The organism is Fulvivirga sedimenti, from assembly GCF_020328055.1.
The window spans coordinates 797,934-820,957 of record NZ_JAIXNE010000002.1 but is presented as its reverse complement, the minus strand read 5'-3'; the positions used below and the strand labels follow the sequence as shown (position 1 = coordinate 820,957).

General features: G+C 45.6%; 19 protein-coding genes. 13 read left to right on the top strand and 6 right to left on the bottom strand.

The annotated features are described in order from the left end of the window. Positions 1-2 precede the first annotated feature (2 nt). Genes tsaD through LDX50_RS09965 form a run of 4 tightly spaced genes read left to right on the top strand, consistent with a single transcriptional unit; the run spans position 3 to position 2,922 of the window. Positions 3-1,007, top strand: a complete 1,005-nt coding sequence (tsaD, locus tag LDX50_RS09980; protein ID WP_225698302.1) for a tRNA (adenosine(37)-N6)-threonylcarbamoyltransferase complex transferase subunit TsaD — start codon at positions 3-5, stop codon at positions 1,005-1,007. Beyond that, positions 1,004-1,393: a thioesterase family protein gene (locus LDX50_RS09975; RefSeq protein WP_225698301.1), complete on the top strand. Its 390-nt coding sequence runs from the start codon at positions 1,004-1,006 to the stop codon at positions 1,391-1,393. Before tsaD ends, LDX50_RS09975 begins: the two co-directional genes overlap by 4 nt. Beyond that, positions 1,390-2,019 (top strand): DUF2306 domain-containing protein, encoded by a 630-nt coding sequence (locus tag LDX50_RS09970; protein WP_225698300.1) that lies wholly within the window; start codon positions 1,390-1,392, stop codon positions 2,017-2,019. The genes LDX50_RS09975 and LDX50_RS09970 overlap by 4 nt, the downstream gene beginning before the upstream one ends. A 60-nt stretch (positions 2,020-2,079) precedes the next feature. Next, positions 2,080-2,922 (top strand): 1,4-dihydroxy-2-naphthoyl-CoA synthase, encoded by an 843-nt coding sequence (locus LDX50_RS09965; protein ID WP_225698299.1) that lies wholly within the window; start codon positions 2,080-2,082, stop codon positions 2,920-2,922. A gap of 26 nt (positions 2,923-2,948) precedes the next feature. Here the strand turns inward: LDX50_RS09965 and LDX50_RS09960 are convergent, their stop codons facing one another. After that, positions 2,949-3,140: a hypothetical protein gene (locus LDX50_RS09960; protein WP_225698298.1), complete on the bottom strand. Its 192-nt coding sequence runs from the start codon at positions 3,138-3,140 to the stop codon at positions 2,949-2,951. A 26-nt stretch (positions 3,141-3,166) separates the two neighbouring features. Here LDX50_RS09960 and LDX50_RS09955 point away from each other — a divergent pair, with 26 nt between their 5' ends. The 5 genes from LDX50_RS09955 to LDX50_RS09935 all read left to right on the top strand — a co-directional run bounded on the left by LDX50_RS09955 (position 3,167) and on the right by LDX50_RS09935 (position 6,212). Next, positions 3,167-3,829 (top strand): peroxiredoxin, encoded by a 663-nt coding sequence (locus tag LDX50_RS09955; protein WP_225698297.1) that lies wholly within the window; start codon positions 3,167-3,169, stop codon positions 3,827-3,829. Between the two features lie 105 nt (positions 3,830-3,934). Then, on the top strand, positions 3,935-4,405 hold the full coding sequence (smpB, locus tag LDX50_RS09950; RefSeq protein ID WP_225698296.1) for an SsrA-binding protein SmpB: 471 nt from the start codon (positions 3,935-3,937) through the stop codon (positions 4,403-4,405). Further along, positions 4,402-5,196 (top strand): C40 family peptidase, encoded by a 795-nt coding sequence (locus LDX50_RS09945; RefSeq protein ID WP_225698295.1) that lies wholly within the window; start codon positions 4,402-4,404, stop codon positions 5,194-5,196. The genes smpB and LDX50_RS09945 overlap by 4 nt, the downstream gene beginning before the upstream one ends. Beyond that, positions 5,196-5,744 carry an HNH endonuclease gene (locus LDX50_RS09940; protein WP_255647361.1) on the top strand — a complete coding sequence of 183 codons (549 nt, stop codon included), beginning with the start codon at positions 5,196-5,198 and terminating at the stop codon, positions 5,742-5,744. The genes LDX50_RS09945 and LDX50_RS09940 overlap by 1 nt, the downstream gene beginning before the upstream one ends. A 93-nt stretch (positions 5,745-5,837) precedes the next feature. Beyond that, on the top strand, positions 5,838-6,212 hold the full coding sequence (locus tag LDX50_RS09935; protein WP_225698294.1) for a hypothetical protein: 375 nt from the start codon (positions 5,838-5,840) through the stop codon (positions 6,210-6,212). On the opposite strand, the gene LDX50_RS09930 is transcribed toward LDX50_RS09935, so the two are convergent. Continuing rightward, the gene (locus LDX50_RS09930; RefSeq protein WP_225698293.1) at positions 6,209-7,552 is read right to left on the bottom strand and encodes a sensor histidine kinase; all 1,344 of its coding nucleotides are present in this window, start codon (positions 7,550-7,552) and stop codon (positions 6,209-6,211) included. The genes LDX50_RS09935 and LDX50_RS09930 overlap by 4 nt on opposite strands. Beyond that, positions 7,542-8,927: a sigma-54-dependent transcriptional regulator gene (locus tag LDX50_RS09925; protein ID WP_225698292.1), complete on the bottom strand. Its 1,386-nt coding sequence runs from the start codon at positions 8,925-8,927 to the stop codon at positions 7,542-7,544. Before LDX50_RS09925 ends, LDX50_RS09930 begins: the two co-directional genes overlap by 11 nt. 240 nt (positions 8,928-9,167) lie before the next feature. Here LDX50_RS09925 and LDX50_RS09920 point away from each other — a divergent pair, with 240 nt between their 5' ends. From LDX50_RS09920 to LDX50_RS09905, 4 genes are read left to right on the top strand one after another with little or no spacing between them, the layout of a single operon-like run. Then, a complete protein-coding gene (locus LDX50_RS09920) occupies positions 9,168-10,418 on the top strand; it encodes an efflux RND transporter periplasmic adaptor subunit (RefSeq protein ID WP_225698291.1) in 1,251 nt (416 codons plus the stop codon). Between the two features lie 24 nt (positions 10,419-10,442). After that, positions 10,443-11,132 (top strand): ABC transporter ATP-binding protein, encoded by a 690-nt coding sequence (locus LDX50_RS09915; RefSeq protein ID WP_225698290.1) that lies wholly within the window; start codon positions 10,443-10,445, stop codon positions 11,130-11,132. 50 nt (positions 11,133-11,182) lie between these two features. Continuing rightward, positions 11,183-13,558: an ABC transporter permease gene (locus LDX50_RS09910; protein WP_225698289.1), complete on the top strand. Its 2,376-nt coding sequence runs from the start codon at positions 11,183-11,185 to the stop codon at positions 13,556-13,558. 41 nt (positions 13,559-13,599) lie between these two features. Continuing rightward, positions 13,600-16,005, top strand: coding sequence for an ABC transporter permease (locus LDX50_RS09905; protein WP_225698288.1), 2,406 nt, complete (start codon positions 13,600-13,602; stop codon positions 16,003-16,005). Positions 16,006-16,067: 62 nt separating this feature from the next. Here LDX50_RS09905 and leuS read toward each other — a convergent pair whose 3' ends face one another. From leuS to LDX50_RS09890, 3 genes are all read right to left on the bottom strand, one after another. After that, a complete protein-coding gene (gene leuS, locus LDX50_RS09900; RefSeq protein ID WP_225698287.1) occupies positions 16,068-18,836 on the bottom strand; it encodes a leucine--tRNA ligase in 2,769 nt (922 codons plus the stop codon). Positions 18,837-19,050: 214 nt separating this feature from the next. Next, the gene (locus LDX50_RS09895; RefSeq protein WP_225698286.1) at positions 19,051-21,516 is read right to left on the bottom strand and encodes a zinc-dependent metalloprotease; all 2,466 of its coding nucleotides are present in this window, start codon (positions 21,514-21,516) and stop codon (positions 19,051-19,053) included. Between the two features lie 115 nt (positions 21,517-21,631). Next, a complete protein-coding gene (locus LDX50_RS09890; protein WP_225698285.1) occupies positions 21,632-22,840 on the bottom strand; it encodes a serine hydrolase domain-containing protein in 1,209 nt (402 codons plus the stop codon). Between the last annotated feature and the right edge of the window lie 184 nt (positions 22,841-23,024).

Below are 23,024 nucleotides of genomic sequence, written 5' to 3'. Positions count from 1 at the left end.
ACATGAATTGCACCATTCTCGCCATAGAATCATCCTGCGATGATACTTCTGCCGCTATTATCAAAAACGGTAAAGTACTTAATAATATCGTAGCCACACAATCAGTACACAAAAAATATGGAGGAGTAGTTCCTGAACTCGCTTCGAGGGCGCATCAAAAGCACATTGTCCCCGTAGTTGAGGAGGCGTTGCGCCAGGCGGGTGTACAGAAAGATGAGCTGTCGGCAGTGGCCTTTACACGTGGTCCCGGACTCCTTGGATCATTGCTGGTAGGGGCCTCATTTGCAAAGGGAATGGCAATGGCGTTGAATATACCGTTGATCGAAGTCAATCATATGCAGGCTCATATCCTGGCGCATTTTATTGATGAACCAAAACCTACTTTTCCGTTTCTATGTCTGACGGTGAGTGGTGGTCATACACAGCTGGTGGTTGTAAAGGATTATCTGGATATGGAGGTGGTTGGTGAAACAGTGGATGATGCAATCGGCGAAGCCTTTGACAAGACTGCCAAATTGCTGGGATTGCCTTACCCGGGAGGTCCGATGGTTGATTCACTGGCGGCAGATGGGAATCCGTTTGCCTATGATTTTCCATTGTCGGAAATGCAGGGCTATAACTTCTCGTTCAGTGGAATAAAGACCGCCATTCTTTATTTTCTGCAGGATCGTATTAAGCAGGATCCTGATTTCATTCAGAACCATCTTCAGGATATTTGTGCAAGTGTTCAACGGCACCTGATTGAAATGGTCATGATAAAATTACGAAAGGCAGCATCTGATCTGAATATCTCGCAGATTGCTATTGCGGGAGGAGTTTCGGCGAATCGGGGCTTACGGGCAGCGCTGGCGGAGGAAGGTGAACAGAGCGGCTGGGAGGTATTTATTCCTGATTTTCAGTATTGCACCGACAATGCCGGAATGATCGCTATGGCTGCACATTTCAAATATTTGGCAGCTGATTTTTCGGATTTATCGGTAACACCTGAAGCGAGACTGCCTTTATGAAACGTATTTTTAGCATTGGTGACAGGAAATTTCACAAGTACCTGGTAAAACCGGAGGATGTAGCTGCCTTTCAAAATGAAGTGGTTCACCCGGTCTGTTCAACCTATGTACTTGCCAGGGAAATGGAATGGGCGGGACGGCTCTTTGTCCTGGAACTTCGGGAAGACCATGAAGAGGGAGTGGGTACTCATGTGCTGGTGGAACATGTTGCACCAGCTTTTCCGGGCGAGGAACTAACACTGATGGCAGAAGTTACGGTATGGCAGGGGAATGAGCTGATTTGTTCAGTATTCGTGTCAGGAAAGGATGGCCGGGAAATTGCACGCGGTAAGACCGGACAAAAAATATTGAATCGAACGCTCATACAGAAAATATTTACACCATGAAGAATCCGCGGTTTGCCTTCTATCTTATGGCATTCTTTGGTATTACCATCGGATTATATCCATTCATGTATTTAATTGTCGATATGAATCAGGGACTGTTAGCTGCGAAACCTCCAGAAATTCGTGATACTGGCTGGTGGCAAACGACATTTTATACGCATATTATTTTTGGGGGCGTCAGCTTACTGATTGGCTGGGTACAGTTTAGCGGCAAGCTTCGCAGGAAATACCTCCGTTGGCATCGTATTCTGGGCTTTATTTACCTGATTGCCGTTCTGTCAAGTGGTATGGCTTCTGTCATCCTGGCTGTTTTTGCTGAAGGCGGACTTACAGGTAAACTCGGGTTTGGAATACTTGGTATTCTCTGGCTTGTGACAACCGTGGTCGCGTTTAAAAATATCCTGAACTCGCGGCCATTCCAGCATGGGAATTGGATGATTCGGAGTTATGCACTCACATTTGCAGCGGTAATGCTGAGATTATGGATGCCTTTCTTCGGGATAGTGCTGCACCTGGATTTTCCGGTGGCATACCCCATCATTGCATGGCTCTGCTGGGTGCCGAATATTGTTGTCGCCGAATTGTTGGTGGCGCGTAGAAATAAACTGGTTAGATTCGCCGGTTAATCCGATTTAGCTGTCGGTTAAACTGGCAAATGTTGTAATTTTGGAATTAAAAACATCGAAATGAGCGAAATCAATTGGCAAACGGTTAAGGAGTACCAGGACATTACCTATAAGAAATCCGGAGGCGTTGCCCGGATTGCATTTAACCGCCCTGAAGTACGCAATGCATTCCGGCCAAAAACGGTGGCTGAACTTTTTGAGGCATTCCTGGATGCCCGGGAAGACACCAGCATCGGGGTTGTATTATTCTCTGCGGAAGGTCCCTCACCTAAAGATGGCAAGTATGCTTTTTGCAGCGGCGGAGATCAGAATGCCCGGGGTCACCAGGGGTATGTGGATGAGGAGGGGATGCCAAGACTTAATATTCTGGAGGTACAACGACTGATTCGCTTTATGCCGAAGGTTGTGATCGCTGTCGTTCCCGGATGGGCAGTGGGCGGCGGCCATAGCTTGCATGTGGTTTGTGATCTTACACTGGCCAGCAAGGAACACGCAATTTTTAAGCAGACAGATGCCGATGTAACAAGCTTTGATGGTGGCTATGGTTCGGCCTACCTGGCTAAAATGGTCGGACAAAAAAGGGCGCGTGAGATTTTTTTCCTGGGAAGAAATTATTCTGCGCAGGAAGCCTATGAGATGGGAATGGTAAATGCCGTCATACCCCATGATGAACTGGAAAGTACTGCCTGGCAGTGGGCACAGGAAATACTGGCCAAATCACCTACTTCGATTAAAATGCTCAAATTTGCTTTCAATCTCACCGATGATGGAATGGTTGGGCAGCAGGTCTTTGCCGGAGAGGCAACACGTCTGGCGTATATGACCGAGGAAGCCAAAGAAGGAAGAAATGCATTCCTTGAAAAGCGCAAGCCGGATTTCAGTAATATCAAGTGGATACCTTAATTTTAGTGGAGCGCTTTCTTTACCTGCTAAAACAAATAAAGAATTAGCGACGGATAAAGATCCCGGCCCGACTCCCTGAATGTCCCCGGTACAACCGGGTCCCGCATGGAGTTCCGCCGGCCTGCCTGCCGGAAGGCGAACAGGGATCCCTGCGTCTTCCCGCCCCCGGTTTTTTCGGTAACAAAAGTCACGCTTTCATGATGAAATATCAGGTACATTTAACTATCACAATCAAAAATGTACCATGGAAGCAGAACAAACCCTGAATTTTACAGCAATGCCGCGAATCGGTGATCAGGCGCCGGATTTCAAAGCGGTTACGACAAAAGGACCAATCAAATTTTCTGAATATGAAAAGGGTAAATGGGTGGTGATGTTTTCGCATCCGGCTGATTTTACTCCAGTTTGTACCACTGAGATGAGCGGATTCGCGGAACGTAAAAGCGAATTTGAAGCACTGAATACTGCTTTGCTTGGATTGAGTATCGACAGTGTTCATTCACATCTGGCATGGGTAAATAATGTGCGGGAGAATACAGGAGTTTACCTTGATTTTCCAATAATTGCCGACCTTGACATGAAGGTTTCAAAGCTGTACGGAATGCTGCAGCCGAATGAAAGTGAAACCGCTGCCGTTCGCGCTGTCTTCTTTATTGACCCCTCACGGAAGATCCGTTTAATTATGTACTACCCGCTGAATGTCGGCCGTAATATGGACGAAATTCTACGCGTATTGGAAGCATTACAGGTTTCTGATAAATATAAAGTGGCAATGCCCTTGAACTGGAAGAAGGGGGATAAGGTTATTGTCCCTCCTCCCAAAACACTCGACGAGATGGATGCCCGGATAAAAGATGATTCACTTGAAAAGGTGGACTTTTACCTGGCCCGAAGATCGTTGAATTAGGGTTGTGATGTGAGTGTACAGGAGGCCTCCCGACTAGTTGGGAGGCCTTTTGCTTATTTGCCTGATTGCCATAACATTCAATGAATTTTTCTACCTTTGGTGCTTATGAGCAAGGACAGCAAGAGATTTTCAAATACAATTCAGATCAAGAACCGCAAGGCCCGTTTTGAATATGAGTTTCTTGATAAATATATTGCCGGTCTGGTTCTGAAGGGTACTGAAATAAAATCGATCCGGGAAGGTAAAGTAAACCTGACGGATGGTTACTGTTACTTCAGAAAAGGAGAGCTCTATGCCAAAGGGATCCATATTAGTCCGTATGAAAACAGTTCCTTTTACAGCCATGAAGAGGCGCGGGAGCGCAAGTTGTTGCTCAAAAAGCAGGAATTGAAAAAGCTTGAGGCTAAAATTGCGGAAAAGGGCCTTACGCTGGTGCCCATCCGTTTATTTATTAATGACAGGGGATTTGCCAAACTTGAGATCGCACTGGGCAAAGGCAAGAAAATATTTGATAAACGCGATTCCATCAAGGAACGTGATACAAAGCGTGAACTCGACCGATTAAGACTTCAATGATTACAACAGGAACGAAGGGTATTTGCCGACTGGCATTGATGCCGGTAAGGGCGGCAGCCGCCGACACGAGTGAACAGGTAACGCAGTTGCTCTTTGGGGAGCACTATGAGATTCTGGAGATATCCAAAAACCAAAAATGGTTTCGTATCCGTATCAACTATGACGGGTATGAAGGATGGGTAGACCACCGGCAACATACCACTATATCAGATGCCTACTACGATCAAATTAATATTTCAAATTATAAAGTGTGCCTCGAGCTCACCACTACTATTCTTTACCAGAAGCAGGCCCTTCAAATTTTAATAGGCAGTGTTCTTCCAATCAGCACGAATGAAATTTTTAAGATGGAGGAACAACTTGCATTCAATGGGGATGCCAAGGGGCTCGGACAGCGAATGGGGTATGAATATCTCAGAAATGTTGCTCTGAAGTATCTCAATTCCCCCTACATGTGGGGTGGCCGTTCACCATTTGGCATCGATTGCTCCGGATTTACTCAAATTATTTATCGGATCGCAGGCTATTCCCTGCTTCGTGATGCCAGTCAGCAAGCTACCCAGGGGAGGGAAATAAAAAACTTATCTGAGGCCCGCCCCGGTGATCTTGCCTTTTTTAAAAACGATTCCGGTAAGATCTATCATGTGGGAATGATCATGGAAGATCGACAGATTATACATGCTTCGGGGCGTGTTCGCATTGATCAGCTGGACGAACAGGGTATTCGTGTTGAATCAAGCGGAGAGTACACTCACTTCTTAAGCTCCATCCGGCGGATCCTGAAAAATTGATGACCGTTTTTGCTTGGGAACAAGCGGAAATGTATTTTTATCTGGTGAATCGAAAGGTGTTGGTATTGAATCAGGACTATTCACCAATCTCTGTATGTACAGTACAACGGGCATTTTTGCTTACTTTCCTGCGTAAAACGGAGATGGTGGAATCCGCGAACGGTCATGTCATAAGATCCGTGTCGCAGAGCTATCCCATGCCCGCAGTCATACGGCTCACCCGATATATTCATATACCCTATAAAGGTGTCGCCCTGACACGTCAGAATGTATTTAAGCGGGATAATTTCAATTGTCAGTATTGCGGTACGCATAATGAACTTACCCTGGATCATGTTATGCCTCGTTCCCGGGGTGGCAAATCATCCTGGGATAACCTTATTACGGCCTGTAAGCGCTGTAATGCATTCAAGGGGGATTACACACCGGAAGAAGCGGGCATCAGTCTCCAGTATAAACCCTTCAGGCCAAGCTACGTGATGTTCCTTCGGGATTACTCCGGGTACCATTGTGATGAATGGCGACCTTACCTGAAGGTTGGAAAATAATTGACCAGCTTGGAATTGGACCGCTTATGGGTAAATCCTTTGAATTTGATGGAAGGCTGACTACTTTATTCTACAGATAAAAAACAACACGCCATGCAACAACATTATAAAGTTCTCGGGATTCTTCATCTGGTGATGAGTGGTTATCTTCTCCTGGCCGGATTCATTGTAGCTGCTGTTTTCAGGTTTTTAATTCCGATCGCGAATGATCCGGAGGCCGAAATGGTATTTGCATTTCTGCTGTCATTCCTGCCCGCTCTGCTGATGGTGCTGAGTATCCCGGGTATTATCGCGGGAATCGGGCTGTTGAATAATAAACGATGGGCATTGATCCTGGCTGTGGTACTTTCCATATTCAATCTTTTCAACTTTCCATTTGGTACCGCACTCAGTATTTATTCGATCTATGTTTTGGTAAAGGAAGGTGATCTCCAGCGGCAGGACCGAAGTGCATACGGGTCGCGCTAAAATTTCAGCGTAAAGCGGGTGAATTTTCCGGGTTCTGAATCAGCTGTCAGAGACCCGTTATGGAGCTGCATAATCTGCCTTGACAAGCTTAATCCAATACCGGAACCGGTTTTTTTGGTAGTATAAAATGGGATAAAGATTTTATCGAGTGCTTCCCGGATAATCCCTTGTCCGTGATCTTCCACCACTATGCGTGCGTTTCCATCATCCGATTTTCCGGCGTAAAGGTGTATGGCAGAATCGTCCGGCGAGGCTTCAATGGCATTTTTCACCAGGTTGATCAATACCTGTTCAATGAGTTTATCATCGGCATTGATGACAAGATTTTCCGGAACCAGGTAGAGTTTCAGGTTAATATTGTGGCTATCCAGCGAAGACTTGAGAAGCGTCTCGATCCGGTGAAGCAGGTCTTTTACGACGATCGGTTCGGGATCGGGCAGTGGGATGGATGTATAATCCCGGTAGGCATCAATAAAACTGATCAGGCCTTTACTTCTTCCCTCAATAGTTCCCAGACCATCCGTTAAATCATCCTTGGTTTCCTCATCCAAAACGTATTCAGAACCCTGGGCCCTAAGGTCTTCAGCCAGGATGGTTCTCAGCGTGGTGGTAAGTGAAGCAATGGGCGTGATGGAATTCATGATCTCATGGCGCAGCACCCGAGTCAGGTTTTGCCAGGCTTCAATTTCTTTCTTTTGCAACTGCGTCTGAATATTTTGAAGGGAAATAAGCTTAACTTTCTTTCCCCGAAGAATGATTTCCGTCGCACTTACAGAGATTTGCTCTTCTTCCTGATTACGGTATATAGTGCTTTTACCGGTTGGCAGATCAAAAATGGTCTTGTAGAATTTTGGATGTTTTTCCAGCAGATCCTCAATATTGTGAATCGCATAAATGCCGATCAGCCGCTTCGTACTGGCATTGATGAGTTCAATATTTCCGTTGTTATCAAATCCCAGTAACCCGGTACTCACGTGCTCGACGATGGTGTTGAGAAAATGCAGGTTGGTTTCCTTCTCAGAACGTGCCAGACGAAATGCTTCCAATACTTCGTTAAAGGCAATATTTAAATCTTTAAAAGAATCCCCCAGCCGACTGTCGGTAGTAAAGGTGGAAACAAAGTCGGAATACCGGATGGATTCAAGAAAGCGCGTGAGTTTTCGGTTGGTTGTTTCAACGAAATGAAACAGGTCGGCTAATTGAGCTGCGAGAATAAAACTCAATACGACAAAAGCAAACCAGGCATTTAGCCCGATCAATGTATATGTCATTACCGCCAGTGTCGCAGCAATGAGAATAACCCGAATGATTACACGAATCCTGAATCCTTTAAAGCCCATGTTTTTCAAGTCTGCGGTAAAGAGATGATCGGGTTAGTCCGAGTGCCTGGGCGGCTTGCGTAATATTCCCATTATATTTTTGAAGTACTTTCCGAATCAAAATTTTCTCAACGTCTTCCAGGTTATACTGGTCAAGTGTTACATTTTCATCATCAGGGCGGCTCATGCTTCCGCCAAAATTGAAATCTTCTGGTTGCAGAACCTGTGACTGACTCATGATTACGGCCCTTTCAATGGCATGCTGTAGTTCCCGAACATTCCCCGGCCACTGATACTTCTGCATGCGTGCAATTGTCGCCTCACTCAGCTTCCTGATTTCCTTCTGATATTTATCGTTATATACCTGCAGGAAATGCCCGGCCAAAACCGGTATGTCTTCCAGGCGTTCCCGCAATGCCGGTAACCGTATCTCAATGGTGTTAATTCGGTACAATAAATCCTGCCGGAATGTATTTTCCTTCACCATTTCGTACAGGGGCATATTGGTGGCGCATATCAGCCGTATATCAATGGGGCGCTCACGGTGTTCGCCCACGCGGCTTACTTTCCTGCTTTGTAAAACAGATAATAATTTGGTTTGCAAATTCATAGTCAGGTTCCCGATCTCATCCAGGAAAAGGGTTCCTTCGTTGGCGTTCTCAAACCTTCCTGCTCGATCTTCCTTTGCATCGGTGAAAGAGCCTTTCTTGTGTCCGAAAAGTTCACTTTCAAAAAGACTCTCGCTGATGGAGCCCAGATCCACACTAACGAAAATTTCATCTTTGCGTAAAGAATTCTGATGAATTGCCCGGGCCACCAGTTCCTTACCTGTTCCATTTTCACCAAGGATCAACACATTGGCATCAGTGGCGGCGACACGATCTATGGTTTCAAACACCTTGATCATCGCCTGGCTGTCACCGATAATATCTCCGTAGCGGTCGTTGAGTTTCTGACTTAATTCCTTATGGCGTGTGCGAAGTTCCTCAACTTCAATACGGGATTCGCGCAGGCGCATCGCAGAATAGATGGTCGCCAGTAACTTCTCATTTTCCCAGGGTTTCAGTACAAAATCAGTAGCGCCGGCCTTGATCGCTTTCACAGCCATCTGCACATCGCCATACGCTGTAATCAAAACCACAACCGCCGAAGGATCTATCGAAAGGATACGCTCAAGCCAATAGTAGCCCTCTTTTCCGCTGCTGACATCTTTGGTGAAATTCATATCCAGCAGGATCACATCATAATTTTCATTGCTGAGTAATGCGGGGATCACTTCCGGATTTTTTTCCAGGTCAACCTGGCCAAAATGACGCTTCAGAAACAGTTTGGCTGCCTTCAATAAATCCTCATTGTCGTCAACGATGAGTATCTTCCCTGTTTTAGCTTCGCTCATTGAAACTTACTTTTATTTACCCACTGCAAAACTGATACCGTTCTTTGCTTTCTTCGATATTACCAATTCAAGGCCATTTCTCCTATTAATCAGTTTTTTAATTTGTTCGATATCGGACGCCTTCGTTCAAACCTGAACGGTACTGAACGTCGATAATGCTCAAATTTGCTCATACAGGCAATTCTTGAGTATTGGCACACTTGTTGGCAATCAGTAAGTGAAGAATTTATTTTCTATTGCATGGACAGACAGATTAAAAAGAAGAAGTGGACTTTACAGCGCATCGCCCTGGTAGCTGGAGGAATACTTATTGTTGCGCTTATTATTTACCAGCTCGGCTGGGCTGATCGCCGCCAGAAGCTTAACGTGGAGCGTGAGAAAATTACAATACAGGAAGTCAGACGCGGCGTTTTCCAGGACTACATACCTCAGACCGGAACAGTGGAGCCTGCCGTAACCTTTTACCTCGATGCCATTGAAGGCGGTACTATTAAAAAGGTGCATGCTGAAAGTGGTGCCATGCTGGCAAAGGGGGATATCATTCTTGAACTGACCAACCTTAACCGCGAATTAAGTGTACTCAGCCAGGAAGCCAGTTTGAACGAAAGCATCAACCGGGTTCGGCAAACCCGTCTTTCCCTTGAGCAGAATGATCTGCAACAGCAGCAAACCCTGGCACAGATCGAAAATGAACTGGCCAAACTCGAACCTCAGTATGAGCGTCAGAAGATGTTGTATGAAAAAAAGCTGATCTCCAAGCAGGAGTTCGAACGAACCGAGGCCGATTTTCTGTACAATCTTAAGAGAAAAGAGATCACCTATTCCAGTTATAAGAATGACTCAATTTCAAGGATGCGCCAGCTCGTGCAGCTGAATGAATCGGAGCGCCGGATGTCGGCAAGTCTCGATGGGGTAGGGCAGATTCTGGATAACCTGGTGATACGGTCCCCGATTGACGGACAGCTATCTACTCCCCAATTATTTGAGGGAATGGCTGTAAATCCCGGACAGCGGCTCGGTCAGATCGACAAGGTGGGCGCCTACAAAGTACGTACCCCTATCGATGAATTGTACCTTCCAAGAATTTCGAAAGGCCTGAAAGCCACGGCTCCGTTCAATCGTACGGACTATGAACTGGTAATCACATATCTGTATCCAACCATCACCAATGGACGATTTGAAGTAGATATGGAATTCACAGGCGAGATTCCTGAACGGATTCGCAGAGGACAATCGGTTCGTCTGCGGATTGAACTCGGGCAATCGTCGGAAGAGCTATTGTTGCCGGTTGGTGGCTTTTACAAAGATTCAGGCGGAAACTGGGTCTTCGTAGTAAATGAAGACGAAACACAGGCTGAGCGCAGGAACATACGACTTGGCCGTAAGAATACAGAATTCTTTGAAGTACTGGAGGGTCTGGAGCCCGGAGATAAGGTAATTACCTCATCGTACGACAACTTCGGAGACAGTGAAGTTTTAATTTTAAAATAAGTAATAACAACAACTAAAATAATCATGATTAAAATCGAGAACCTGCAGAAAGTATACACCACCGACGAAGTGGAAACAACTGCACTGAACAACATCAATGTTGAAATTAAGGATGGTGAATTTGTGGCCATTATGGGACCTTCGGGATGCGGTAAGTCTACCTTGTTGAACATCCTGGGACTGCTGGATAATCCTTCTGATGGCAAGTATCATTTTGGTGAGCACGAGGTGAGTAATTACAGTGAACGTCAGCGGGCGCAACTTCGTAAGGGATCAATAGGGTTTGTATTTCAGAGCTTTAACCTTATCGATGAGCTCACTGTCTTTGAAAATGTGGAGTTGCCCCTCCTGTATTTGAAGGTGCCCTCTGCCGACCGGAAAAGAAGAGTGGAAGAAGTACTGGAACGCATGAACATTATGCACCGTAGAAATCACTTCCCGCAGCAGTTGTCTGGTGGACAGCAGCAGCGCGTGGCTATCGCACGTGCGATTGTAGCAAAGCCTAAGGTGATCCTTGCCGATGAACCAACGGGAAACCTCGACAGTGCGAACGGAGAGGAAGTTATGAAGCTCCTTGCAGAACTCAACGAGGAAGGAACAACCATCATCATGGTAACGCACTCACCCTATGATGCCAATTACGCGCACAGGATCATTAACCTGTTCGATGGTAAGGTAGTAACGGAGAATATTAAGGAGCAATTTCATATCTGATGGATTGAAAAAGTGCTTCAAGGTCAGTAAAAGCTCAAAACAACAATAGTATGTTCAGGAATTACATCAAGATTGCATTCCGCAGCCTTCTAAAGAATAAGTCCTACGTGATCATCAATACCCTGGGAATGGGTACAGCTATTGCAACCTGTATCATTGCCTATCTGAATTATGACTTTAATAATAAGTTTGACAGAGACCAGGAGCATTTCGATGAAATCTATCACGTAGTTTCTGTGAGGGATTATAACGACGGAGAACAACCTTATGGAATTACTCCCCTTAAGTTTTCTGAATTTATGGACCCTGAGACATCCGCCATCGATGAGATCGTGCGGATTATTCCAGCATATGGATCGGTGAAGATCAAAGAGGAAGTCCTAGAGACCAATATACTATTTGCGGATCCTTCAGTATTCAATGTGTTCAGTTTTGAAATACTAAAAGGCGGGATTCGTGATTTCGAAGGGCCGGAAATTGTGATTACTGAGGAGGCTGCTTTGAAGTATTTTGGCAATTCAGATCCTATCGGTCAGACGGTAGAACATATCGTGGATGATCAACCCAAGCCTTATACGGTAATAGCGGTCATAAAAGATCTGCCTGAAAACTCAAGTCTTGAATTTGTAGAGGCGATCGCCCCGATGGATAATTACCGTTATGTGGTAAAAGACCTGTATGATCAAATGTGGAATTACTGGTCTACTACATTCGTACGCCTGAAAGATCCATCAAAGATGGCGTTGGTGGAAGCGGAGATGAATAAGATCATTCCCGAACAAAATGAAGCACGGGAGGATTTTAAACTCCTGCGGTTTGAATTGATGCCACTTGACGGCATGGCCGACCGCGGGCAGAACTCCGAAATATGGTCCATGTGGCTGACACGGGGTGTTCCTGCCGCAGCAATAGTAGGCCCTATGGTGATGGCACTGCTTCTGATGCTGCTGGCCTGTTTCAATTATACAAATACATCCATTGCGATGTCGGGCAGAAGGCTAAAGGAAATCGGACTGCGTAAAGTAATGGGAGGTTTGAGGAAGCAACTCATGTTTCAATTCATTCTTGAAAACATGGTGCTGTGCCTGTTTGCACTCTTTGTTGGAATTATGATTGCGGAACTCATAATTCCCTATTACAATTCTATGTGGGATTTTGTTACCCTTCGAATTGACTACCTGGAAAACCGGGACTTACTGCTTTTCATGTTTATCCTGATTCTTCTCGTAGGATTAATTGCCGGCAGCTATCCCAGCTACTTTGTGAGCAGTTTCGAAGCGACTCCAATTCTTCGTGGGACAGTGAAGTTCGGAGGGAATACCGTGTTGAGTAAAGTGCTTCTTTCATTGCAATTGAGTATTTCCCTGATAGCCATAGTTGCGGCATTTGTTTTCATCCATAATGCGAAATTTCAGGAGAATTTTGATCTCGGGTTTAACAGAGATCAAATCATCTACACCTATGTGAACAATGGGCAGGAATATGAAAACCTTTCCAACGCTCTCCGTTCCTATGAGGAAATTGATCAAATCGCAGGAACGGAACAGCATATTCTTTCCTATACAGGTGGTATGACTATCGATTTAAATGACGAGGAATACCAGGTTGAAGCCTATAGGGTAGGGCACGACTATTTCGATATCATGGACATAGAAGTCCTTGAGGGCCGTGGATTTAGGGAAGATTCTGAAACGGATATGAATGAGTCGGTGGTCGCGAATGAAATGTTCTTAAAGGAATTCAATATTCAGAATCCAATTGGTCAGAGGATCATGTGGAATGACTCGGTATCACTTTACATCGTTGGAGTAGTGGAGAACACGTTTACCAATGCATTGTGGGGACCCGTTGAACCAATACTTTTCCGGCCAGCTAAAAAGGAAGATTTTCAAAGAATTGTTTTGAAAACGTCACCTGAGAATATGATAAAGGCTCATGAGATCCTTGGAGAGGAATATAGTAAGCTGTTTCCTTTCAGGATTTACAACGGGGTATATATGAATGATGAGATGGCCGAGGAAAAGGTAGTGAACAGGAATATTGTTACCATCTTTACTTTTCTGGGCGTCGTGGCTCTTATCCTTTCGGTCACAGGACTGTATGCCATGATTTCCCTGAATTTGCTCAAGCGTACCAAGGAGATCGGGGTGCGGAAAGTAGTGGGCGCCTCGGTTCCGAGCCTAATTATGAAGCTAAATAAACCCTTCATGATTATCGTTCTAGCATCGGTCGTACTTGGTTGTGTAACGTCTTACTTTCTGGTGGATGGACTGCTGTCTATGATCTGGGAGCATTATGCGTCTCCAAATGCGGGTTCGATGTTCATTGGAAGTCTGATACTCGTAGTCGTCGCACTTGTCACTGTAACTGGCAAAGTGTTTAAAGCAGCATCAGTGAATCCGGTCGAATCACTGAGAAGCGAATAACAACAAAAACTCAAATACTCAAAAACTCAACAACAACAATCATGATCAGGAATTTCTTTAAAGTCGCATTCCGGAATATGGCGAAGCACAAATTCTTCGCAATCATTAATATGTTCGGACTTACCCTGGGAATAACGGCATGTCTGTTCATTGCCATGTACATTGCTGATGAGCTCAGCTATGATAAGTTTTATCCGAATATTGAACGGATTTACCGCCTCAATCTTCATGGAAAGCTGGCAGGGCAGGAGCTGTATACAACATCTACCAATTCACAAATACCTTATACGCTTGAAACGGAGATTCCGGAGGTGGAGGAAGCTACCCGTTTGTTTCAATTCGGAGAATGGGTCTTCAGAAAATCGGATATAATTTATACTGAGCGCCAGGTTTATGCCGCTGATTCGGGATTTTTCCAGGTCTTTCAGCTGCCATTTGTAGAGGGAAATCCTGAAGGTGCACTAACCGGCCCTAATAAGATGGTTCTCACGCGTTCAATAGCAGAGAAGTACTTTGGCGATGCGCCCGCATTGAACCAAACACTTCTGATCGGAAATGATAAACTGGAATACGTGGTTAGCGGGGTTATTGAAGACATTCCCTCCAATACACAAATCCCGTTTGAGATTTTGCTTTCCATGGATTCCTTTGAATGGATGAATCCTAAACAGGGGGCATGGCTGAGTAATAGTTTCCTCGGATATTACGTGCTTCGTGAAGGGGCTAGTGCAGACGTGGTTGACGAAAAGCTCCGCCCGATAATTGATAAGAACGTTTCACCTATCCTGAAGGAATTCATGGGTAAGACGCTGGCAGAAATGGAGGCGGAAGGTAGCATATACGAATATTTTTCATTTCCGATGGAGCGTGTTCATCTCTATTCCACATTAACCGATGAACCTGTTCCGGTAGGTGATATTAAATATGTGTACATTCTGGGAGCCATCGGCCTTTTCATACTGGTCATCGCAGCCATAAATTTCATGAACCTGTCGACTGCCAAGTATGCCAACCGGGCGAAAGAAGTTGGTTTACGTAAAACGATGGGATCACTCCGACAGTCACTTGTTGGACAGTTTATTTCAGAATCTGTGCTCTACAGCGCTCTTTCTACTATCCTGGCCATCGCAATAGCTTCGGGCTTACTTACTTATTTTAATCAGCTTTCGGGTAAGGAAATGGCACTTGCCTCACTCTTTACGCCAACCATGGTTGTCATCATGGTATCGCTTATGTTGATTATTGGATTTCTCGCAGGATCCTATCCGGCTTTCTACCTTACTTCATTCGATGTCGCTGAAACGCTGAAAGGGAAACTAAAAGGGGTTCGGGGAGGAAAAATCCGCAGTTTCCTGGTCACTTTCCAGTTCTGGATCTCAATTGTTCTCATCATCTGTACAGCAGTGGTATTCCGCCAAATAACGTTTATGCAAAATGAAAAGCTGGGCTTTGATAAGGACAAGGTGATGATTATCGAAAATGTGGGAAGACTTGCCGATAATGCCGACGTATTCAAGAATGAATTGATGGCAAATACGGTAGTGGAGCAGGTTAGTTTCTCGAACAATGAACTGCCGGGTGTGAATAATACGACGATTTTCAGGGCTCAGGGAAGTGACTACGATCATATTTGCGGAACCTTCTTTACAGATGAAACATTTGCATCCACACTGGGCATTGAAATGGTTGAGGGCAGATATTTCTCGAAGGATTTTCCATCGGATTCGCTGGCCATTATCATGAATGAGGCTGCGGTAAAGGAATTTGGATTTGCAAATCCGCTGGAAGAGCGTATCATGAGTTTTAACGGAGACGAACCCGTGTCACTTCAGGTGATAGGCGTGATGAAGGATTTTAATTTCGAAACCATCAAAACCCCAATTCGTCCGTTGCTGCTACTGTTTTCCCGTGACAATTCGACCATGTACGTCAGATATACCGGCAATGCTGAAAACCTTGTGAACCTCGTTGAAGAAAAGTGGGCGGGGCTCGCACCGGAAGAGCCGGTTGAATATTCCTTCCTTGATCAGGATTTTGATAACCTGTTCCGTGAGGAACAGCGACTGGGCAGTGTCTTTACCATATTTACCGCCATCGCTATCGCCATCGCGTGTTTGGGGTTATTCGGACTGGCATCGTTCATTGCCGAACAGCGGACCAAGGAAATTGGAGTTCGGAAGGTGATGGGCGCTTCTGTCTGGGATATTACCAATAAAATGTCAATCCAGTTTATCAAGTTCGTTGTAATTGCGTTCGTGCTCGCCATATTTCCGGCATATTACTTTATGCAGGAATGGCTCTCGGAATTTCCGTTGCGTATCGAACTCGGGGTGGGGGTTTTCCTGATTGCGGGTCTGATCTCAATAGCCATCGCTTACATTACGGTAAGCATAATTTCCTATTTCGCGGCCAGTGCAAACCCCATCAAGTCGCTGAGATACGAATAATAATAAAACTCTTCCCCCGTTTCTCATTATTGATGTGAAGATGAGTAACGGGGGAGGGGCTTTTAAACTACGACATTCACTATCTTATTAGGTACTATGATAACCTTTCTGGGGGATTTGCCTTCGAGCCATTTTTGAATTGCTTCAGACGCCAATACCTCGGCCTGAATCTGATCTGTCGGCATATCGACCGGAAATAGCATTTTGGCGCGCATTTTACCATTTACGGATACCGGATATTCATATGAGTCCTCCTTCAGGAATTTTTCATCATAAGCCGGATATTCGGCGTCATTCACTGTAGTAGTATGTCCCAGTCTGTGCCAGAGTTCCTCTGCAATATGAGGGGCATAAGGAGCTAAAATGATGACTAGTTTTTCCAGTACCTCCCTTTTATTGCATTTTAGTGATGTCAGCTCATTTACACAAATCATGAATTCACTTACCGAAGTATTAAAGGAATAGCGTTCAATGTCTTCCTGGGCTTTTTTGATAGTGCGGTGAATGATTTTTTGTTCCGCCTCAGTTGGCTGGGCATCTGAGACAACAAACTGATCTGCATCATCATGGAACAGGTTCCAGAGTTTACGAAGGAACTTGAACACCCCGTCGATACCATTGGTATTCCAGGGCTTTGACTGCTCAAGCGGACCAAGGAACATCTCGTACATGCGAAGTGTATCGGCACCGTATCGTTCTATAATATCATCCGGATTAACCACATTATACTTGCTCTTGGACATCTTCTCCACTTCATGTCCGCACATGAATTTGTCGTTTTCGGGAATGAACTCAGCATTGGCTAATTCAGGGCGCCATTTTTTAAAGGCTTCCATATCGAGCTCGTCGTTGTGAACGATGTTTACATCCACATGCATCGGTATGGTATCGTATTCGTGCCGTCTCTGATAAGTAACGAAGGTGTCTGATTCCTTAATGCGGTAAACCAAATTCGACCGTCCCTGGATCATACCCTGGTTGATCAGCTTTTTAAAAGGCTCATCCACGGTTACAAGACCCATGTCGAACAGGAACTTTGTCCAGAAGCGTGAATACAAGAGGTGGCCCGTTGCGTGTTCTGAACCCCCTATGTAGAGGTCTACACTGTCCCAGTATTCCTGGGCTTCTTTCCCAACAAAACGATCATTGTTATGGGCATCCATGTACCGGAAGAAATACCAGCTGGAGCCGGCCCACCCGGGCATGGTACTTTGTTCATAGGGAAATCCTTCGGATGTTTCCCAACTGGCAGCACGAGCGAGGGGAGGTTCACCCTCTTCAGTCGGCAGGTATTTATCAACTTCCGGAAGTACGAGGGGAAGCTGGTCCTCACCCAGGAGGTAGGGCAGGCCGTCTTTAAAGTAAACCGGCAGCGGCTCTCCCCAATAACGCTGGCGGGTAAAGATCGCATCCCGCATCCTGAAATTAATCTTGCCTACTCCGATACCTCGTTTTTCTACTTCTTCAATGCCTTTTTTCATGGCTTCCAATGGTGACAAACCATTCAGGAATCCGGAATTGATGACGGTTCCTTCCTTGGTGGCATCGGCCGCCTCAGAAATATCAGCTGAATCATTGATTGGGATGATGGGCAGGCTGAAATGTTTGGCAAAATCATAGTCCCGCTGATCACCCGCGGGTACGGCCATCACTGCGCCTGTTCCGTAACCTGCCAGGACATAATCTGCGATCCACACAGGAATTTCTTCTCCTGAGAATGGATGAATAGCATAGGCGCCGGTAAAAACACCTGTAACTGTTTTTACATCCATCATTCGTTCGCGTTCCGACCGGTTTTTAGCCTGCTCAACGTAGCTGGCAACGATTTCTTTCTGTTCTACTGTGGTGATCTGTTCAACCAGGTCGCTTTCAGGTGCGAGGACCAGGAAGGTTACTCCGTAAATCGTATCGATACGGGTAGTGAAAACCCGGATTTTTTCATCGTGGCCCTTCAGGTTGAAATCGAGTTCAGCGCCTTCCGACCGTCCAATCCAGTTACGCTGCATCTCTTTCAATGGTTCAGGCCAGTCGACCACATCCAGTCCGTTCAACAATCTTTCTGCATAAGCGGTGATACGCATCATCCACTGCATCATTTTTTTACGCTCCACGGGGTGTCCTCCACGCTCTGAGAAACCATCCTTAACCTCGTCATTGGACAGTACTGTGCCCAGTGCGGGACACCAGTTCACGACCATATCGGCCAGGTATGCCAGCCGGTATTTCAGGAGCATTTTCCCCTGTTCATTACCAGAGAATGCCTTCCATTCGGCAGCCGTAAATTCCGGGGTGTCTTCGTCGCAAACAGCATTGATCCCTGAATTCCCGTGTACTGAGAAGTGATCAAGCAGATCATTTATCGGCCTGGCTTTATCAAGGTCGTTATCATACCAGCTGTTGAAGAGCTGCATAAAGATCCACTGTGTCCATTTGTAGAAAGACGGATCACTGGTCTGAACCTCACGGCTCCAGTCGAATGAAAAGCCAAGCTGCTGTAGCTGTTCTTTGTATCGTTCAATATTATTGGCTGTGGTAACTGCGGGATGCTGTCCTGTCTGGATGGCATATTGTTCAGCGGGAAGGCCGAAAGAATCGAAACCCATCGGGTGCAGTACATTGTATCCCTTCAGGCGCTTGAAGCGGCTTACAATATCCGATGCGATATAGCCGAGTGGATGTCCTACATGCAATCCTGCTCCGGAAGGATACGGAAACATATCCAGTGCATAGAACTTTGGTTTTTTGCTGGTATTGGATGTTTTATAGATTTCGTTATCTGCCCAATACTTGCGCCACTTTGCTTCAGTCTCTTTGAATTGATATATCGCCATCAGTTGTATTCAGATTATGAAGGTGCAAAATTAACATAATTCAGATCAAATTGGTGGTAGGATTCGGGATAATCGAATCTACGCAGTCTGAATTCACATGCTGTTGAGAAATGGGAACGCGGAAAAGCGGGTTGTTATCTTTGTATTGGCAGGAATAAAAAAGGTCCGGCGTTTGCCGGACCTTCCTTCCTTCCTAATCATTTTCTGTTCTGAATCAATTGTTAGGATCCAGAATCATATCAATCCTTTCGATCGCGTCTTCCAGGTGGTAACGGCTTAACCGGTCTGTAGTCCGGTTCAACCCGTTCCGAACCTGTGTGCGGAGAGTTTTTAACTCAGCACGTACCAGCGGACGAATATCTGATTTTTCCATATCAACAGATCCGCCAAAGCGTCCTGAAGGCTCTTCGGTCATCAGGTAGTGCATACGCGCGATATAGGCACGCTGCAGGTTACGGCGATAGATATCGATAGTGCTTCCGGATCTTAGTTCAGACCAGATTCCATTGCGCAAATCGCTCATCATTTCAATCGGTGTATAGGCATCTGAACCATTCATTGCCTCATTTTCAAACATACGTTCGAGACGTGCAGGATCCAGCACCTGGTTCAGTGTATTTTCCTGTGCATTACTGATGCGCTCAACTGATCCTACGCCTTCAATACGATCGATAATGTCGCGTTCAAGCATCCAGGTTGGTGTTGCAAAGGTATTTTCCTGCAACCACGTCATGGCTCTCTTTTGTTTTTCCTTCGGAACAAATTCATATACTGCTCCATCCTGGTCGGCAGTTTTGAAGGTCTCGTACAATCCGCCGATGTTGTTCCGCACGTGGCCGTTGTATCGGTTCCACTGCCCAATCACCTGACCGTAAATCTCATTAAGGTCATCGTAATTCTTGCCTTCTGTTGTTGTCCATTCAATAAGATTAGGAACAATTCGCTTAAGATTAGCCACTCCGTAGGAGCTTGAAAGCATGGCATCATTTCCAAGATCTTCCGTTTGCGCCCTTGGGTCAACAGGGTTGAAAGTTTGTCGTCCATACCAGTACATCTGATCGCCCGAGTGTTCTTTCACCCAACCGTCCAGGGTTGCTTCTTCAGAGTCGGGATCTGTGGTTTCCGGGAAATATGTATAACCCCATTTCACAGCCCACTTGTCGTAAACACCGATCTGAGGGTACAGCGCTGCATTATCTCCGGGCTGAGCAACATAGTTGAAACGGGCATAATCCATAATCGAAGGTGCTGTTCCCATGCGTGCTGTGAATGAAGGTGACCTCAGTGAATCAACAGGGTAAGAATAGCTGCCTCCCATGTTGTGGGGGAAACCCAGTGTGTGTCCTACTTCGTGTGCGGAAACAAAACGGATCAGATCACCCATTACGGCATCATCAAACTTCACCTTGCGGGCTTTCTCATTAACTGCTGCAGTTTGAACGAAGTACCAGTTTCTAAGCAGATTCATAACGTTGTGATACCATATGATATCACTTTCGATGATTTCGCCGGATCGCGGGTCATGAACGTGAGGTCCCTGCGCATTTTGGATCGGGTTTGCTGTGTAGCGCACCACTGAGTAGCGAACATCTTCCGGACTCCAGTCAGGATCTTCTTCCTTGGTAGGAGGATCCTTCGCGATGATGGCGTTTTTGAAACCGGCGGCTTCAAATGCCTTTTGCCAATCTTCGATCCCTTGCTTGATGTAGGGTCTCCACTTGGTAGGAGTTGCCGGGTCAATATAGTAGACTATTTGTTTCTTAGGCTCTACGAGTTCACCTCTTTTGTAAGCTTCAAGATCTGACGGCTCCAGTCTCCAGCGTGTGATGTAACGTCGCTGGGTGGCTTTTTGCTCATCGAGTCCGTAGTCTATCTGAGAAACCGAGAAAAACCCTACACGCTCATCGTATAGTCTGGGCGTCATAGGTTTTTTGGGCAGCAGTACCATGCTTTGGTTCATTTCTATACTGAGTGTACCGGTATTTCCGTTTGCAGGAGGGTTGCCGGCATTGTAGGTAAGAATATGGCGAACCTCTGTATTCAGGGGAAAGCTTTTCCATGACATGATCAATGAGCGTTTCTTGTCGACTCCCCGAACCTGGAATTGCTTTCTTTGGTTATCGTTCAACGCACCGATCATTTCTACGTCTGATGTAAACAGGTCGGCGACATCGATCACATACGCGGCGGAATCCTTAGATAAAGCCTTGATGTCAAAAGTGGCAATAACCGGCTCAAAATTATTATTTCGAACAGACTGATAGATTGGTGTTTCTTCGCTTGCTACACTGTTGTGGGAAACGGAGCGTAGCAGCAGCTGGTTGTCTTTTCGCTGCCAGCGAATTACCTGCTGTCCGCGTGCCTTCATACCCGCACCACCGAAATTGAGATTCTCAACGGTACCTGAAATCCGGCTGATAACCAGGATTTCGCGTTCCATCAGGGAATCAGAGATTTCGAAGTAGTAATTATCTTTTACCTTGTGGGTAGTAAACAATCCTTCATCGGTGATCGCATCTTTAGTAACGATTTCGCTGTAGGGTTTGAAAGGAGAATCATTTTTCTTTTTTGGTGCCTCGGCTGCCGGGGCATCCTTGTCTTTTTTCTTCTTCTTTTTTTGTCCGAACCCTGCAGGGGAAATCAGCAGGAGAACAAGTAGTAAAGTAAATATTCGTTGCATAGGTTGAGTACTTTTAATGGAACCTTAAAAGTCCCCAATGACAACGAGTTACGTGGTGCTTTAATGACAAACTGCTGTAAAATTATATGAATGGTGGAGGAAAAGGATTGTATTATCAGGGATTCTTGTCCCAGAGGTTTATTGCATCTCTGTATTCATAGTAGAGGTGAAAAAAATAGGGTCCGGCTTCATTGACCAGGTTGTCTGATGAATTTGAAAGAATACAGATGGCGACCTCGTCATCCCTGTCGAGAGCAATGTGACTTTTGAAGCCATTGGCATAACCGCCATGGTAGACAATTGTATCATTTTCCAGAGGAAGAATCCGCCATCCCAGTCCGTAATATGCCCTGCGTGCGCGAAGCCATTTTCTGTAGTAACGATTCAGGAGCGGAGTGATGATGCGTGGTTCAAAGACTTCATCAAGAACCGAAGAATCCACCGCTTCCTGGTGATCCCCGAGAAGCATTTGCAGGTATTTGGCCATATCTTCGATGCTGGCATTCACCCCGCCTGCGGCGGCTGTATTGTAATAGGAAGAGGAGAGCTGGACAGGAATATAGGAATAACGTGTTCTCCTGTGTGGCTTTGCGGCGTTTGGGGAATCTTTCATATCCTCAAATTCAGCCGAGGCATTTTCCATTTGAAGCGGACCGAATAAATAGGTATTCAGCAGTTTCGGAAATTCCCTTCCTGTCTGGCGTTCAAGAATCGGTTCAATGATGCTGTAAGCAACATTTTGGTAGCTGTATTGTGTTCCGGGCTTCGTTGCCACTTTTAATTCCGCAAGTGCATTGATCATTTCCGGGAGTGTCCAACCATCCTCAATGAGATTCGAATATGCCTGGTACGGAAAGCCGCTGGTTTGGGAGATGATGTTGCGAATGGTGATGGAATCGGAATAGCTGAATGGTTCAGGCCGAAAATCTGTCAAATAATAATGTATGGGATCCTCCCAGGATATGACTCCCTCCTGAACCATTTTACTCACAAGTATGGATGTAAATCCTTTGGAAACGGAGGCAAGCCGGAATTTTGTTTTAAGATTTACTGCGTCATTGGTATGGTTCGTTTTGTGCCCCATCGCGTTAATGTAGATCGGCTGACCCTTACGTACGATGGCAACCGCAATAGCGGGGATGTCCCTTTCTGTGCGAAGGCTGTCAATAAAACGTTCGAAATCGTTAATGAGTTGTTCCTGATGGGGATTTACCGGTGGAGATGTTCTCGGGGGAACGATCAGAACTTCTTCTTCAATATCAGGTTCGGCATTAAGGCGAGCATACCAGAAAAGAGCTGCAGCGACAGCCATCCCGGTTATCATCAGCAAAACCCAGATTTGCCTTTTACCCTTCACCTGATTTTATGCTCCCTTTCCATTCAATCCCTGCGAATCTAATTAATATTTATCAAATGCACATACATGCCTGAAAGTGTCTGAAATCGGACACCTCCATTCAATTTCGGACAATCAAAATGAGTAAAAAGGCGGTTTAAACGTCTTGAGG